Genomic DNA, 13,934 nt, shown 5'->3' with positions numbered 1-13,934 from the left:
GCCGTGGTCGTCGCCGGAGTCGTCCTCATCGCGCTCGCCCTCGCGGTCGTGGTCGTCGCGCCCCGGCTCCTGACCCGGTCCGCGTGGACGATCGACCGTCCCCGCACCGCCCTCGTGTCGTGGTCCGTCGCCGTCCTCCTCGGGGTCGTCGGATTCGTCGTGGGCATCACGCTCGTGGTCCTCGCCGGCCGACCGATCACGGACCCGTTCCGGCTGAGTGACTCCCCCACGCACGGTCTCAACCTCGGGGTCGCGCTGCTCGGTGTGCTGGCGTTCGTCATCGCGGTCCGCGTCCGCCCGGGTCCGGAGCACGAGGCGGTCCGCGAGGCGATCCGGTCGGGCACCGCCCCGCACCGCGAGATCGACGGCACCCCCGTCGCCGTCGTCGAGGCCGACCACGCACTCGCCTGCGCCGTGCCCGGCCGCTCCGGTGGGGTGCTGGTGAGCACCGGGCTGGCGGACCGTCTCCGCACGGACGAACTGGAGGCCGTGGTCGCCCACGAGCGAGCGCACCTGACCCAGCACCACGCGGTCGCGGTCGCCATCGCCGAATCGATCGAACGTGCGGTCCCGTGGATCCCCGGCGCGCGCGCCATGGCGCGCTCGACGCGCGTCCTCGTCGAGTTCGCGGCGGACGACGCGGCGGCCCGCCGTGTCGGACGCGACGCCCTGCGCCGGGCCGTCCTGGTGGCGGACGAGACGAGCGCGCTCGGGGCGATCCGTGCCTCCCGGCTCTCCTGAGCGGGGCGATCCGCGACTGCGCAGATCCCCGGCGACTCGCCTGATCCCCGGCGACCCTCCTGGTTCCCACCTGTCGGAGGCGAGGCATATGGTGAAGACACCGTGAAGCCACTGACCGAAGCAGACATCCGTTCGTCGTTCGTGAACGCCACCCCGGACGAACTCGCCCAGCTGCCGATCCCCGGCCTGCACGAGACGCTGTGGGACGAACGCGAGTTCCTCGGGTGGCGTGACCCGCAAGCAGCCCGCCGCGGCTACATCGTCTCCTGGATCGACGACCAGCCGGTGGGCATCGTCGTCCGCGCCGCCGGTGGTTCCCTCCGTCCGGGCATCGCCGCGATGTGCTCGTTCTGCCACTCCCCGCAGCCCGCGACGCAGGTGCGCCTGTTCTCGGCCGCCCGCGCCGGTGAGTCCGGTCGGAACGGCAACACCATCGGTACCTACATCTGCGAGGACCTCGGCTGCCCGATGCTCATCCGCACCGCTCCACCGCACCTCAACCCGCCGGCCACGATCGCCATGCGGGGCGAGTCGTTGCTCGGACGCATCCGGAACTTCACCGCCGACATCATGAAGACGGCGTAGCGGCGACTCAGCTCGAGCGGGTGTAGCCGTACAGGTCCTGTTGGACGCCGTTCACCCACAGGTCCGGGCCGTCCGGGCGCGCGACACGCAGGGTGCGGTTGTACGCCTCGTCGACGATGCGCGGCGCGTACCCAGCCTCGGTCAATCGCGCAGCGAGGGCGTCGAGGTCACCGGTGTACTCGAACGACAGCTCGACGCCGTCCTGGTCGGCGCGGTGCAGCGCGAGGGCTCCGCCACCATCCGCGGTGAAGTCCGCCCACACCCCGCTGTCCGACGTGAGACGGCGGCGGAGACCGGCCGCTTCGGCGAGCGCCGCCGGAGCCGTGAGGTCATCGCCGTACCAGATCGGCATCGTGGTGAGCGCGGCGCCGGGGACCGAAGCGGACGCGCTGACCGTCGCGGTCAGCGGGAGCGGCCCGTCGACCACGAGCAGCGGGCCGATGTCGTCCAGCACCGTGCGGCGGACCGCGGCCCCCGTTGCGAGGAGCGCGCGCTCCAGCTCGTCGAGCGCCGTCGACGAGTCGACGAGGACCGTGATCTCCGTGCGCTCGTCAGCCGTGGCGTCGACGCGGTGCACGGCGAGGACGCCGTCGCCGGCGAACTCCGTCCACACCGCGGTGCCACCGGGAAGCTGCTCGAGCCCGAGTGCCCGTGCCAGGGCGTGCCACGCGAGCGGGTCGGTCGTGTACTGGATCTGCTGGACGGTGATGGTCATCGGGATCCCCCTTCGGAATCGGACACGTACTGCGCGGCGATGCGCTCGACGAGCGCCGAGAGCGAGACGCCCTCGTCGATCGCGCGGTGCTTGAGTTCCCGCACGAGTTCGGCGGGCAGGTACACGTTGAACTGCACCTTCGGACTGCTCGCTTCGGCTACCATGCTAGCAATATAGCCCTGCCGATCGCCGTTGTCACGGCCTGGACCCGACGGCCGCACTACCGTGGATCCGTGAGCCGATTCAGCACCGCCCGGTGGGCCGTCGTCGAGGAAGCGGGCGACGGTCGCTGGCGCCTCAGCCTGCGCGACGAGGCGGACGACGAGCTCGGCGCGCTCGGACTCGGCGTCGAGGGGTCCTGGGACCCGGACGTCGAACCCCACGTCGCGTTCGTGCTCGTCCAGCTCGGGCTGACGCTGCGGGGGTCGCGGCCGTGGCGCGAGGACGAGCTCGGCGATCAGCGAGCGCCGGTGCTCCCGCTCGGCTGACACCGCTGGTCGAGCCAGCACCGGCTGGCTCCGGTCACTCCGTGGCCGCGACGAAGTTCCGCAGGATCTCGCGGTCGTCGCCGGTCCGCGCCGCCCAGGACAGCTCGCTCCGGTGCGCGTCCCCCTCGAGCGGGAGCAGCACGACCGTCTCCGGCGCAGCGAGGGTCGCACTCTCCGGCGCGACCGTCACACCCAGCCCGGCGCCGACCAGGTGCAGCACGGTCGCCCAGGTGGTCGCCTCCTGCACCACGACCGGCCGGCGACCACCGGAGACGACCGGGGCGAGGTTGCGTTCGGTGGCGAGCGCGCCGGCCTCCGCGGGGAAGAACACGAACGGGTCGTCGACGAGTTCCGTCCCGCGGATCGACGACCGGCCGGCGAGCCGGTGTCCTCGCGGAACCGCGGCGACGAACCGCTCGCTCCGGAACGGCAGGAAGCGCACGGCGGGGTCCGGGTCGGGGTCGCGGACGATCGCCAGGTCGAGCTCGCCCCGGACGATGCGGGCGAGCAGCTGCGACGAGTACCCCTCGGTGAGTTCGACGCGGACGAGCGGGTAGCGCTCCCGGAACGCCTGCACGCGTTCGATCGGGCCGAGCGGCAGCGCCGAGACGACGAAGCCGACGTCGAGCCGACCGACCTCGCCGCGGCCCACCCGCACGGCTTCGTCGAGGTCCCGCCGCGCCTGCTGGAGCAGTGAGCGAGCCCGGCCCTGCAGTACCCGGCCGGCCGGGGTCAGGGCGACGCTGCGGCTCGTCCGGACGAAGAGGTCGACGCCGAGTTCGCGCTCGGTGCGCCTGATCTGCTGCGACAGAGCAGGCTGCGCGATGCGCAGGAGCGCGGCAGCGCGACCGAAGTGCAGTTCGTCGGCGACGGCGAGGAACGCCCGGAGCTGCCGGAGGTCGACATCGGGTGCGCGATCCATGCACCCAGGTTATCGATGAGCGCGAACGAGTATTGGACCCAGCACGGCGGACCACCGAGGATTGGACCATGCCCGATGCGACCACCGCCGACGCCCTCGTCATCACCGACATCGCCACCCCGGCCGACTCCGACGCCTTCCGCACGCTCAACGAAGCGTGGATCAGCCAGTTCTTCACGCTCGAAGACGAAGACCGCAAGCTCCTCGGTGACCCCGTCGGACAGATCGTCGAACCGGGAGGCGCCGCGTTCGTCGCTCGACTCGGGGACACGGTGATCGGCTGCGTCGGGATCGCACCCGTGGCGCCGGGGGTGTTCGAACTCGTGAAGATGGCCGTCTCCCCGGCGCACCAGGGGCACGGCACCGGGCGGAAGCTCATCGTTGCAGCCCTCGACCGCGCTCGGGACCTCGGCGCGCACCGGGTCGTCCTCGAGAGCAACGCGCAGCTCGCCAGTGCCGTGCACCTCTACGAGGCGTTCGGTTTCCGACACCTCGGACACGACGAGGTCGCCCCGAGCCCGTACGTACGTGCCGACGTGCACATGGCGCTCGACCTCAGCTGACCACCGCACCAGCGGCGGGCACCGCCTGACCGGTGCTCACGGCAGCGCGTCGACCGAGGACCGATCGACGGGAACACTGACCATCGCGTCCCGCCGTCCGATAGCGTCCGACGAGATGCGGATCCACGAGCGAGCCGAGACCGACCTCGACCCACTGGTCGAGGTGCTCTGGCGCGTCCACGGCGCGGGCTACCCGTCGACCTGGCCGGACGCCCCGCGCGACTGGATCTCCCCCGACGGCCTCCTCGGTGCCTGGGTCGCGATGGACGACGACCAGGTGGTCGGCCACGTCGGCGTCGCCGTCCCGGCACCCGGTCGGATGGCCGAGGTCACCCGACTGTTCGTCGACCCGGCCCACCGTGGCAAGGGGGTCGCGGACGCACTGCTCGCCGCCGCCGAGGACGCGGCTCCGGGCACGCATGTGCGGCTCGACGTCACCGAGGAGACGCCCGATGCGTGGCGGCTCTACGAACGACGGGGCTGGTGCCTGACCGGACGTGGCCCGGCTGACTGGTGCAAGCCGTCCGGTGAGGTCCCCACGCTGCGGTACTACGCGAAGCGCGTGGGCTGAGCCGGTACGCTCGCGCCATGGCGACACACGAGGTGCAGGCCGTCCGCGAACGCGGCGCATGGCAGGTGTTCATCGACGGCTTCCTGGTGACCGAGGTCACGCGGTGGCCGTCCGTCGGGTTCGTGGCCCGCGAATGGATCGCACTGACCGAAGAGGTGCCCGTCCGCGAGGTCGACCTGTCGATCCGCGTCGTCGGTCGCAACCAGTACGTCGCCTGACGCCCCGGCTCAGCGTGCCGCAGCCACCGGCTGCCGGAGGCGAAGGCGATGACGATGACTGACGGTGCATGCACCGACGGTGCCGAACCCGAGTGGTACGTCGGGCGGCGCGTTCAGGATCAGTGGAACGTGTTCACGACGGCGGCACTGTGGAGGAACGACCGTTGCCGCAACGGACGGAGCCGAACCGCCGGACGCCAGCCGCGCCTCCAGGCAGCCGCACCCGACCACAGCCGGACGCACGCCGCTCACGCGACGTGCCAGACCAGCCCCTCCTGCGCGCTCGACGGGTAGGCCGCCGCGATCCGCAGCACCGCCTCGCGCAGCGTGTCCGGCGAGCACGCGAGGTTCAGCCGCGCGAACCCACGTCCCTGCGTCCCGAACCCGAGCCCGGAGTTCAGCGCGACGTAGGCGTTCTCCCGCAGCGGCACGGCTGGGTCGTCCCCGAGGCCGATCCCCCGGAAGTCGAGCCACGCCAGGTAGCCGGCGCGCGGCCGCGTGTAGACCACCCCGGGCAGGTGCTCGGCGAGGAGCTTCGCGAGCAGCCGGTCGTTCGCCACGATCTGGGACACCACGCCGTCGAGCCAGGTGGTCCCGACGGTGAACGCCGCCAGGTTCGCGTGCAGGCCGAGGATGCTCGTGCGGCAGGCGACCTCTTCCCACAGGGTGTCGAGGAGGGCGGCGGTCCGGTCGTCACCGGCGACGATGATCGAGCACTTCACGCCCGCGAGGTTCCAGCCCTTGCTCGCGCTCGTCACGCAGACGCTCCGGGCGCCGACCGGCTCGGCGATCGCCGCGAACGGCGTGAACGCGACGCCGGGGTGGGTCAGCGGGGCGTGGATCTCGTCGCTGATGACGAGGACGTCGTACTTCGCCGCGAGTTCGGCGATCGCGAGGAGGTCGGCACGGTCGTGCACGAGGCCGACGGGGTTGTGCGGGTTGCAGAGCAGGAAGACGCCGACCCCGCTCGCGAACGCCCGCTCGAGTCCCTCGAGGTCGAGCCGGTACGTCCCCCACTGCTCGAGCAGCGGGACCTCCTCGACCTGACATCGGGCCTCGTCGACGAGCTCGAAGAACGGCGGGTAGACCGGCGGCGTGATGGCGACACGACCGCCGTCGGGCAACGCGAGGCGCAGCGACTCCACGATGCCGACGCTGACGTCGGTCGCGAGGTGGATGCGCGACGGGTCGATCTCCCAGCCCCACCGGTCGAGCGCGAACGCGGCGAACACCGGCGCGAGCGGGCCCGGCCCGTCGAGGTAGCCGAGATCGGACTGCTGCACCCGCTCGATGAGCGCCTGCCGGATCTCCGGGGCGACGTCGTGGTCCATCTCGGCGACGAAGAGCGGCAGCACGTCGGGCGCGTACCGCGTCCATTTGATGCTCGTGCGGACCCCGCGGAGCGTGCCGACCGGGTCCTCCTCGTCGTTCGCCATGCGTCCCAGCATGCATCGGACTGGAGGCCCGGCGCGAGTCCGGCCGTCATCTCGCGTCGTCTGCGGGCTCGGGCTCGACCGCGAGCCAGAGCTCGGCCTCCGCGGTACGGCCGCCGGGTGCGAGCCGGACACGAGCGATCTCCGGCGCCGCCACGAGACGGTACGGGTTGGCGGGCAGCCACTCCCCGAACGCCTGCGGCCACAGCACCTGGATCGCTCCGGGCACCGGTCCCGAGCCGGAGAACACCGCCCAGGTCGCAGCCGGCACTTCGATGACGTCGAGGCCCGGTGCGCTCTCGACCGAGGTGGCGGCGACGACCGAGTAACGGAGGAGACTGCCGTCCGCGCGGCCCTCGGTGAACGCATCGGACACCGACAGCACGCCCGACGGCTCCTGGTCGGACAGTCCGGCGATGCGCTCCCGGTCCTCAGGGGTGATGCTGCGTTCGAACGCCTGGATCGCGTCGTTCGGCCCCTCGTACACGAGCGGGACACGGGTCGAGCGTCCGATGAGACGGAAGGCGGGTTTCTGGACGAGGCGGTACTGCACGGGAGTGCTCCCTTCGACGGTGAGACGGAAGGACAGCCGACCCTGCGACCGGAACACTGTGCCGGGCTCGCGCGCCTCCTGCGGCCCGATGCCGTGCACGGCGCGGAACGCCCGCCCGAACGCATCGGCCGAGCCGTACCCGAAGCGTGCGGCGACGTCCGAGAGGGTCGTCGTCCCCGAGGCGATGACGGCGGCGGCGAGCGTCATCCGGCGACGTCGGACGTACTCGGAGAGCGGCATCCCGGCGAGCGCGGAGAACACCCGCCGGAAGTGGTACTCGCTCGTCCCGGTGATGCGCGCGAGTTCGTCGACGTCGAGCACGGTGTCGTCCGGGCCGCCGTCGAGGTGTTCCTCGACCGCGGCGATCGCCTCGTTCCAACGCTCCATGTCGGTGTCCTTCCTGGTGGTGTCCTCGACGCTACGGTGACGTCGCGCGACGGACACGATGATCCCTGCCCGGGTCGGTCGGCCTACTGTCTGGGTCATGAGCACGAGCACCGCCGACAAGGCGTCCATCCTCAAGCAGCTGCACGAAGCCCCCGAGATCCTGCGGGTGGTGAACGTGTGGGACGCGATCAGCGCGAAGGTCGTCAGCGACCTCCCCGAGACGAAGGCGATCGCGACGGCCGGGCACTCGATCGCCGCCTCACACGGGTACGAGGACGGCGGGATGCCGCTCGACCTCGCCCTCGCCGGTGCCGCCACGGTCGCAGCCGCGACGGACCTCCCCGTCACGGCGGACCTCGACGACGGGTACGAGGACCCCGCCGAGACGATCCGTCGTGCGATCGGCTCCGGCATCGTGGGCGCCAACGTGGAGGACCGCCTCCGCCCCTTCGACGAGGCCGTCGCCCGTGTCGCCGCCATCACCGCGGCAGCGCGGGCCGAGGGCGTCGACTTCCAGCTCAACGCCCGCACCGACGCGATCGCGCGGGGCGGGGACCGTCCGATCGACGAGAGCATCGCCGACGCGATCGCCCGTGGCAAGGCGTTCCTCGACAACGGCGCCGCCCTGGTGTTCGTGCCGGGAGCGATCGAGCGCTCCGTCGTCGAACGACTCGTCGAGGGCCTCGGCCGCGGGAAGCTCTCCGTCATCGGCCTGCCCGGAGCACTGCCGGCGGCCGAGTACGAGGCACTCGGCGTCGCGCGCATCTCGTACGGCCCGCTGACGCAGCGCGTCGCGCTCCGCGCGCTGCGTGACCTGGCGACCGATCTCTACGGCGGTGGCGTCGTGCCCGAGGACACCCCGACCCTGAACTGAACGACCTGCGGGCCTGGAGGCGCGGTGCCAGCTGGCGCCGCGCCTCCAGGCCGTCTGCTGCCGGAACGGCCGCTACTGTCGTGCCATGAGCCTGGACGTCGACGCACTGCTCGCACCGCCCTCCCCCGTGGCCGCGCGGGCGCTCGATGCCGCTCGCACCTGGTCGTCTCCGGCGCTCGTGAACCACTGCCTGCGCTCGTGGGCGTGGGCGTCGCTCCTCGCACCGTCCGTCGGACTCGATCCCGACCGCGAGCTCCTCTTCGTCGCGACCATGCTGCACGACCTCGGCGTGACCCCGCCGTTCGATGCGCACGCCGTGCCGTTCGAGGACGCGGGTGGCGCGGTCGGCAGCGTCTTCGCGCTCGGAGCCGGGTGGGACCCCATCCGAGCCCGTCGCGTCGGCGAGGTGATCGAGCGGCACATGTGGACATCCGTCGACCCCGCCCTCGACGCCGAGGGGCACCTGCTCGAGGTCGCGACCTCACTCGACGTGTCGGGCGTGGGCTTCGAGCGGTGGGACGCCGACGACCTGCGTGCCGTCACGAACGCCGTGCCGCGCCTCGACTTCTCGGCGACGTTCGACGGCCTCGTCCACGAGCAAGCCGGCCGGAAGCCGTCGTCGTCGTCCGCTCGGTTGGACGGCTCCGGGAACGTGGCCGCCGGCGGCGAGCGCTGGGACACCTTCCTCGCTTCGTGAGACGGCACTGGACTTCCACCCGGACCCCGTGTAGTGTGTCTGTTTGGTGCATTGCAGCGAACCCATCTGACTCGCGCACACCGAACCGTCTCGAAGCCGACTCACCCGAGTCGCATTCCCGCGAGACCCCGCTCGATCCGAACGGACGAGCTGCACGTTGAAACGCGACGTGCGCGCCCCGCACTCGATGCGTCGCGCAGGACTGAGACGTCCGCCGACACCGAGTCGCCCTGGGCGCCGAACGACCAGGAAGTACCGCAACACCATGACCAGCAACGAACGAATCACCATCAGCGGGACCGCACTCGCGGCCCCGACCGTCTCCCCCGACCGCATCGCCGAGTTCGGTGTGCGCGACGAGTACTCGCAGCGCGAGTACCTCGTCCGCATCCCCGCCGACGACCTCGGTCTCTTCATCACCCGTGGTGCCCGCGTGGACATCGACGGCGAGGCCGGCTGGACCGTGCCGGGCCGCTCGTGGCGCGGCGAGGCGAGCCGCACGCTCGTGCAGGCGCAGCGCGTCCGCGGAGGCGAACTGGCCCTCGCCGCCTGAGCCACCCGCTCCACACACGGAAGCCGCCGAGCACCGCTCGGCGGCTTCCGTCGCGTCCGGGCTCCGTCCGCCTCAGTCGTCGTCGCCGGGCGGGCTCTCCGCGCCCGTGAAGCGGTTCCCACCGTCGGCGTCGACCGGTCGCGCGGTACCCGCGCGTTCGGCCGCCGCGCGGAGGTGCCGGATGAACTCGTGGTCCTCTGGTTCGAGCTCGTCGTCCGGAGCGGTGGCCAGCGTCAGTTCGCTCGCCGGGCCGATCAGGACCGTCGTCCGGGTGACCGAGCCGTCGTCGGCGACCGCGGGGATCGCCACGGTGTCCGTCCGACCGTTCGCCCCGAGGACTGCCGCGTAATCGAGGACCGCGTCCGCGATGGCGTCCCCCGTCATGATCTCGATGCCGTCGTAGTAGATGTACTTCACGATGCCTCCCGCGACCGACGGTAGGGTCGCGCGATGCGTGCACACACAACATGTGCGTGCAATGGCCAAGGACGCGTCGCACTTCGACCTCAGTGGCTTCGCGCATACTGTCTCCCCGGCGAGTGCTCGATGAACGTCGGACAGGGGCGCGAAGCGTTCGACGCTCCACGGAGCCTGAACCTCGTGTCGCACGACTACCGAAAGGCCCGGAAGGAGATCGTCTGGGACGTGATCGAACACCGGATCCCGGCGATCATCCTCCTGATCGTCGACTGACCGCCAAGGTGCTCCGCTTCAGTACTCGCCCTTGATGACGAAGAACGAGCCGCGGATCGTGCCGGCGAGCTTCGACTTCTGCCGGGCGAACTTGAACTTGTCCGCCAGCTCGTCAGGGATCTCCATGCCGTCCGAGAGCTTGAAGCCGACGGCCCGCTTCCCGCCCGGCTCGAGCGTGTACAGCACGTTGATCGCGAGCCCCGACTCGTAGAACACGTACGTCCACCGCACGCCGTCGACGAGGACCTCGGTCGCTTCGAGCGGCCGGGACGCGATGACGAGACCCCGCTCCTCTTGCAGGACCCGGGTGACGTACTCGACGAGTTCCGGCACGTCAGCCGCGGGATGGGTCGTGAAGACGTGGTCGTACTTGTTCTTGAAGTACCGCGCTTCGTTGGCGCGGAGCCCGGCGAGGGCGTCCGTCACCGGCGAACTCTCGAGCCCCACGGTGGACACGTTCTCGAAGTCGACGACGTACGACATGGGTGCTCCTCAGCGCTCGGCTCAGGGCAAACCTAGTGCCTCAGTCGATCAGGCCGAAGGACGCTGCCGCACGCTCGCGCAGGTGCGCCGGCAGCCCCGAGACGAAGCGCCGGGCGTACGCCCGGTTCCACGCGGCTGGATCGTCCTCGAACTGCTGCACGGTCTCCATCCAGTCCCAGTACTCGAGGAAGACCCGATCGTGATCGAGGCCGCTCGCGATGGTCCAGCGCTGCTGGCCGTAGTCGTTCAGGATCTGAAGACCCTGATGCGTCACCTCATCGACCCAGGAATCGGTGGAGAGTCGTTGCTGCGCCCAGTCAACGGCACGCTCGCGCTCGATCGTGCCGTCGATCAGTGCCTGCCACCAGCCGCGCAATGCAGGACGCGTCGTGTCTGGTTCCGTCACCGCGAACCTCGAGTCGACGAGGCCGACCTCTAGTTGTTGAAGCGGAACTCGACCACGTCGCCGTCCTGCATGACGTAGTCCTTGCCTTCGATGCGAGCCTTACCGTGCGCACGCGCCTCGGCGATCGAGCCGGCTTCCATCAGGTCCTGGAACGAGATGACCTCGGCCTTGATGAAGCCCTTCTCGAAGTCGGTGTGGATGACGCCGGCGGCCTGGGGAGCCTTCCAGCCCTTGCCGATCGTCCACGCACGGGCTTCCTTCGGGCCGGCCGTCAGGTAGGTCTGCAGCCCGAGGGTGTCGAACCCGATGCGTGCGAGCTGGTCGAGGCCGGACTCGGTCTGCCCGGTCGACTCGAGGAGCTCGGCGGCGTCCTCGGGGTCGAGGTCGATGAGTTCGGACTCGATCTTGGCGTCGAGGAACACGGCCTGCGCGGGGGCGACGAGCGCGGACAGCTCCGCCTTGCGGGACTCGTCGGTGAGGACGGCCTCGTCGACGTTGAACACGAAGATGAAGGGCTTGGCACTGAGCAGCCCGAGTTCCTTGATCGGCTCGAGGTCGATCGACGTCGCCGACAGCAGGACGCCCTTCTCGAGCTCGGCCTTGGCCTCGTTCGCGGTCTCGAGCACGATCGGCTCGGCCTGCTTGAGCTTCACGGTCTTCTCGTACCGGGGCAGCGCCTTCTCGATGGTCTCGAGGTCGGCGAGGATCAGCTCGGTGTTGATGACCTCGAGATCGTCCTTCGGCGAGACCTTGTTCGCCACGTGCACGACGTCGTCGTCGGCGAAGCCGCGGACGACCTGCGCGATGGCGTCGGCTTCGCGGATGTTCGCGAGGAACTTGTTGCCGAGCCCCTCACCCTCGCTCGCGCCCTTGACGATGCCGGCGATGTCGACGAACGACACCGGTGCCGGGACGGTCTTCTCCGAGTGGAAGAGCTCGGCGAGCTGATCGAGCCGCGGGTCGGGCAGGTTGACCACACCGACGTTCGGCTCGATCGTCGCGAACGGGTAGTTCGCGGCGAGGACCTGGTTCTTGGTCAGGGCGTTGAACAGGGTCGACTTGCCGACGTTCGGGAGACCGACGATTCCGATGGTGAGTGCCACGGGAGTACAGCCTACCGGCGGCTGCACGACGGGGCCGCCCCGCCTCCGGCTGTGGACGGACCGAGCCGCACGATGGCGCGACCACGACATGTGGAGGCCCCGGGTTCTCCACAGATCCACCGGAGGACCTGACGTGCCGCACACACCCGTGGCAGCGTGGTCGGCACGACACGGATGGAGGACGTCGATGTGGTTCGAACGTGACCGGCGCGGTGTGCACTCGATGGGGACGGACGCGCGCGGCCAGCGGCGGTACTTCAGCGCGGAGACGATCGCGGCGCTCGAAGGGCTCTCGCCCGCCGACCTCGCAGCCCTGCACGACGCACTGGCCGAGCTCGAGGCGGACGTCCTCGTCGACTACGACCCCGAGGACGACACGATCGACCACGCGGACGAAGACCGGTACCGGTTCACCCAGCCCCCGACGAGCATCGCGTTCCCTCCGGTGACCTCGGAGTTCGCCGACGCGTTCGCGGCGCACGTGCAGGGGCTGCCGAAACGGTGGCGACTCGACGCGTCGGCACTGGCGTTCGAACTCGTCGGCACGATCCTGGCGCCGCACCTCGCTCGCGAGCAGGCACGGCGGAGCGCGACGTGGCGTCTCACCGCCCGGCGTCGGCGGGGGTCTCGCCGGGTGCGCCGCCGCTGACGCTCGGGCGAGGGACTCGACGCAGCGCAACGCCGACTCGGCTTCCAGCGATGTCGGCGCCGCGTGCGACGATCGGGAACGTGCCGTTGAACTTCACCGCGATCGACTTCGAGACCGCCAACAGCTCGCCAGCCAGCGCTTGCTCGGTCGGCCTCGTCAAGGTCCGCGCGGGCCGGGTCGTCGACCGGGCCTCGTGGTTCATCCGACCACCGCTCGGCCACGACGCGTTCCTCGAGTGGAACACCCGCATCCACGGCATCGTCGCCTCGGACGTCCTGCACGCCAAGTCCTGGGAGCAGCAGTACCCGGACATCGTGGCCTTCGCCGAGGGTGACGTCCTCGTCGCGCACAACGCCCGCTTCGACATGGGCGTCATCGCGGGCGGGTGCTCGGCGACGGGCATCGACATCGCCGAGCACCACTCGATGTGCTCGCTGCAGGTCGCCCGCAAGACCTACACGCTCGACTCGTACCGGCTGCCCGTCGCGGCGATGGCCGCCGGGTTCGAGGGCTTCCAGCACCACGACGCTGCGGCCGATGCCGAGGCGTGCGCCGCGATCGTCGTGCACGCTGCCGGCCGCCACGGCGTCGAGACGGTCGAAGCGCTGGGCGCGGCGACCCGTGTGACGATCGCTCCGGTGCGTGCACGGGCAGAGAAGCCCCGGACGGCGGCACAGCCCCGGCTGTCGAACCGCCCGATGATCTTCGCGGACTGAACCGGTCGAGCACGACCGACGAGCACAGCCCGGACCGACCGTTCCACGCTCCGCTGGAGCCCCGACCGCACTACTGTCGGCACATGACAGCGAAGACCACCATGATCGAACGGTCGATCGTGATCGCGGCACCGGCCGCCCGGATCACGCCGCTCCTGTCGGACCTCCACCGCTGGGTGGAGTGGTCGCCGTGGGAGGGGCAGGACCCGAACCTGCAGCGCACGTACGGCGGCGAGCCCGGCGCGGTCGGTTCGACGTACGCCTGGAAGGGCAACCGCAAGGCCGGGGCGGGCGACATGACGGTGACGCGGATCGCAGCGGACGAGGTCGACGTCGACCTCCGCTTCACCGCGCCGTTCCGCTCGACGAGTGTCGCCGCGTTCCGACTGGCGGAGGACGACCAGGCCTCCGACTCGACCCGGGTGGTGTGGACGATGACGAGCCCGCAGAACCTCATGGCCAAGGTGATGGGGATGTTCATGGACATGGACAAGCTCGTCGGGGGCGACTTCGAGAAGGGGCTCGGGAAGCTCAAGGCGGCGGTGGAGCACTGACGGGAGTGGCTCACCGGGACGCGCGGACCC

The 13,934-nt window shown here is 70.7% G+C and carries 22 protein-coding genes; 13 read left to right on the top strand and 9 right to left on the bottom strand.

Going from position 1 to position 13,934, the window contains the following annotated elements:
• The first annotated feature begins 3 nt into the window (after nt 1-3).
• Nucleotides 4-741: a M56 family metallopeptidase gene (locus BLT36_RS07505; RefSeq protein WP_175529538.1), complete on the top strand. Its 738-nt coding sequence runs from the start codon at nt 4-6 to the stop codon at nt 739-741.
• Between the two features lie 102 nt (nt 742-843).
• Entirely contained in the window at nt 844-1,326 is a 483-nt protein-coding gene (locus BLT36_RS07500) for an FBP domain-containing protein (RefSeq protein ID WP_175529537.1), read from the top strand.
• A 7-nt stretch (nt 1,327-1,333) separates the two neighbouring features.
• Here BLT36_RS07500 and BLT36_RS07495 read toward each other — a convergent pair whose 3' ends face one another.
• Together BLT36_RS07495 and BLT36_RS07490 are read right to left on the bottom strand one after the other, a co-directional pair.
• Nucleotides 1,334-2,041 (bottom strand): hypothetical protein, encoded by a 708-nt coding sequence (locus tag BLT36_RS07495; RefSeq protein ID WP_092093530.1) that lies wholly within the window; start codon nt 2,039-2,041, stop codon nt 1,334-1,336.
• Nucleotides 2,038-2,205 (bottom strand): ribbon-helix-helix domain-containing protein, encoded by a 168-nt coding sequence (locus BLT36_RS07490; protein WP_092093528.1) that lies wholly within the window; start codon nt 2,203-2,205, stop codon nt 2,038-2,040. The genes BLT36_RS07495 and BLT36_RS07490 overlap by 4 nt, the downstream gene beginning before the upstream one ends.
• 69 nt (nt 2,206-2,274) lie before the next feature.
• Here BLT36_RS07490 and BLT36_RS07485 point away from each other — a divergent pair, with 69 nt between their 5' ends.
• On the top strand, nt 2,275-2,529 hold the full coding sequence (locus tag BLT36_RS07485) for a hypothetical protein (protein ID WP_092093525.1): 255 nt from the start codon (nt 2,275-2,277) through the stop codon (nt 2,527-2,529).
• A 34-nt stretch (nt 2,530-2,563) separates the two neighbouring features.
• Here BLT36_RS07485 and BLT36_RS07480 read toward each other — a convergent pair whose 3' ends face one another.
• The gene (locus tag BLT36_RS07480; protein WP_092093522.1) at nt 2,564-3,451 is read right to left on the bottom strand and encodes a LysR substrate-binding domain-containing protein; all 888 of its coding nucleotides are present in this window, start codon (nt 3,449-3,451) and stop codon (nt 2,564-2,566) included.
• 68 nt (nt 3,452-3,519) lie between these two features.
• Here BLT36_RS07480 and BLT36_RS07475 point away from each other — a divergent pair, with 68 nt between their 5' ends.
• The 3 genes from BLT36_RS07475 to BLT36_RS07465 all read left to right on the top strand — a co-directional run bounded on the left by BLT36_RS07475 (nt 3,520) and on the right by BLT36_RS07465 (nt 4,803).
• The gene (locus BLT36_RS07475) at nt 3,520-4,014 is read left to right on the top strand and encodes a GNAT family N-acetyltransferase (protein ID WP_092093520.1); all 495 of its coding nucleotides are present in this window, start codon (nt 3,520-3,522) and stop codon (nt 4,012-4,014) included.
• A 115-nt stretch (nt 4,015-4,129) separates the two neighbouring features.
• Entirely contained in the window at nt 4,130-4,585 is a 456-nt protein-coding gene (locus BLT36_RS07470) for a GNAT family N-acetyltransferase (RefSeq protein WP_092093517.1), read from the top strand.
• Between the two features lie 17 nt (nt 4,586-4,602).
• The gene (locus BLT36_RS07465; RefSeq protein WP_092093514.1) at nt 4,603-4,803 is read left to right on the top strand and encodes a hypothetical protein; all 201 of its coding nucleotides are present in this window, start codon (nt 4,603-4,605) and stop codon (nt 4,801-4,803) included.
• Nucleotides 4,804-5,051: 248 nt separating this feature from the next.
• Here BLT36_RS07465 and BLT36_RS07460 read toward each other — a convergent pair whose 3' ends face one another.
• Both BLT36_RS07460 and BLT36_RS07455 read right to left on the bottom strand, forming a co-directional pair.
• A complete protein-coding gene (locus BLT36_RS07460; protein WP_254787419.1) occupies nt 5,052-6,239 on the bottom strand; it encodes a MalY/PatB family protein in 1,188 nt (395 codons plus the stop codon).
• A gap of 46 nt (nt 6,240-6,285) precedes the next feature.
• On the bottom strand, nt 6,286-7,176 hold the full coding sequence (locus BLT36_RS07455; protein WP_092093509.1) for an AraC family transcriptional regulator: 891 nt from the start codon (nt 7,174-7,176) through the stop codon (nt 6,286-6,288).
• Nucleotides 7,177-7,273: 97 nt separating this feature from the next.
• Between BLT36_RS07455 and BLT36_RS07450 the strand changes: the two genes are divergently transcribed.
• The 3 genes from BLT36_RS07450 to BLT36_RS07440 all read left to right on the top strand — a co-directional run bounded on the left by BLT36_RS07450 (nt 7,274) and on the right by BLT36_RS07440 (nt 9,300).
• Nucleotides 7,274-8,050 (top strand): isocitrate lyase/PEP mutase family protein, encoded by a 777-nt coding sequence (locus tag BLT36_RS07450; RefSeq protein ID WP_092093506.1) that lies wholly within the window; start codon nt 7,274-7,276, stop codon nt 8,048-8,050.
• A gap of 85 nt (nt 8,051-8,135) precedes the next feature.
• A complete protein-coding gene (locus tag BLT36_RS07445) occupies nt 8,136-8,747 on the top strand; it encodes an HD domain-containing protein (RefSeq protein WP_092093503.1) in 612 nt (203 codons plus the stop codon).
• A gap of 265 nt (nt 8,748-9,012) precedes the next feature.
• Complete coding sequence (locus BLT36_RS07440; protein WP_092093500.1) at nt 9,013-9,300, top strand: hypothetical protein; 288 nt, start codon at nt 9,013-9,015, stop codon at nt 9,298-9,300.
• Nucleotides 9,301-9,372: 72 nt separating this feature from the next.
• Here the strand turns inward: BLT36_RS07440 and BLT36_RS07435 are convergent, their stop codons facing one another.
• Nucleotides 9,373-9,717 carry a hypothetical protein gene (locus tag BLT36_RS07435; RefSeq protein ID WP_092093497.1) on the bottom strand — a complete coding sequence of 115 codons (345 nt, stop codon included), beginning with the start codon at nt 9,715-9,717 and terminating at the stop codon, nt 9,373-9,375.
• 129 nt (nt 9,718-9,846) lie between these two features.
• Between BLT36_RS07435 and BLT36_RS18695 the strand changes: the two genes are divergently transcribed.
• Nucleotides 9,847-9,993, top strand: coding sequence for a ribonuclease HepT family protein (locus tag BLT36_RS18695; RefSeq protein WP_175529536.1), 147 nt, complete (start codon nt 9,847-9,849; stop codon nt 9,991-9,993).
• Nucleotides 9,994-10,011: 18 nt separating this feature from the next.
• On the opposite strand, the gene BLT36_RS07430 is transcribed toward BLT36_RS18695, so the two are convergent.
• Genes BLT36_RS07430 through ychF form a run of 3 tightly spaced genes read right to left on the bottom strand, consistent with a single transcriptional unit; the run spans nt 10,012 to nt 11,985 of the window.
• Complete coding sequence (locus tag BLT36_RS07430) at nt 10,012-10,476, bottom strand: phage tail protein (protein ID WP_092093494.1); 465 nt, start codon at nt 10,474-10,476, stop codon at nt 10,012-10,014.
• Nucleotides 10,477-10,516: 40 nt separating this feature from the next.
• Nucleotides 10,517-10,882 (bottom strand): hypothetical protein, encoded by a 366-nt coding sequence (locus BLT36_RS07425; protein ID WP_139166400.1) that lies wholly within the window; start codon nt 10,880-10,882, stop codon nt 10,517-10,519.
• Nucleotides 10,883-10,911: 29 nt separating this feature from the next.
• On the bottom strand, nt 10,912-11,985 hold the full coding sequence (gene ychF, locus BLT36_RS07420; protein ID WP_092093488.1) for a redox-regulated ATPase YchF: 1,074 nt from the start codon (nt 11,983-11,985) through the stop codon (nt 10,912-10,914).
• Nucleotides 11,986-12,172: 187 nt separating this feature from the next.
• Here ychF and BLT36_RS07415 point away from each other — a divergent pair, with 187 nt between their 5' ends.
• The 3 genes from BLT36_RS07415 to BLT36_RS07405 all read left to right on the top strand — a co-directional run bounded on the left by BLT36_RS07415 (nt 12,173) and on the right by BLT36_RS07405 (nt 13,904).
• Nucleotides 12,173-12,634 carry a hypothetical protein gene (locus BLT36_RS07415; RefSeq protein ID WP_092093485.1) on the top strand — a complete coding sequence of 154 codons (462 nt, stop codon included), beginning with the start codon at nt 12,173-12,175 and terminating at the stop codon, nt 12,632-12,634.
• An 80-nt stretch (nt 12,635-12,714) separates the two neighbouring features.
• Entirely contained in the window at nt 12,715-13,350 is a 636-nt protein-coding gene (locus BLT36_RS07410) for an exonuclease domain-containing protein (RefSeq protein WP_254787416.1), read from the top strand.
• An 83-nt stretch (nt 13,351-13,433) separates the two neighbouring features.
• Nucleotides 13,434-13,904, top strand: a complete 471-nt coding sequence (locus BLT36_RS07405; protein ID WP_092093480.1) for an SRPBCC family protein — start codon at nt 13,434-13,436, stop codon at nt 13,902-13,904.
• Nucleotides 13,905-13,934: the final 30 nt, after the last annotated feature.

It is taken from the genome of Curtobacterium sp. UNCCL20 (assembly GCF_900101675.1).
Lineage (GTDB): Bacteria > Actinomycetota > Actinomycetes > Actinomycetales > Microbacteriaceae > Curtobacterium.
This window is presented reverse-complemented; position numbering and strand designations above follow the sequence as displayed.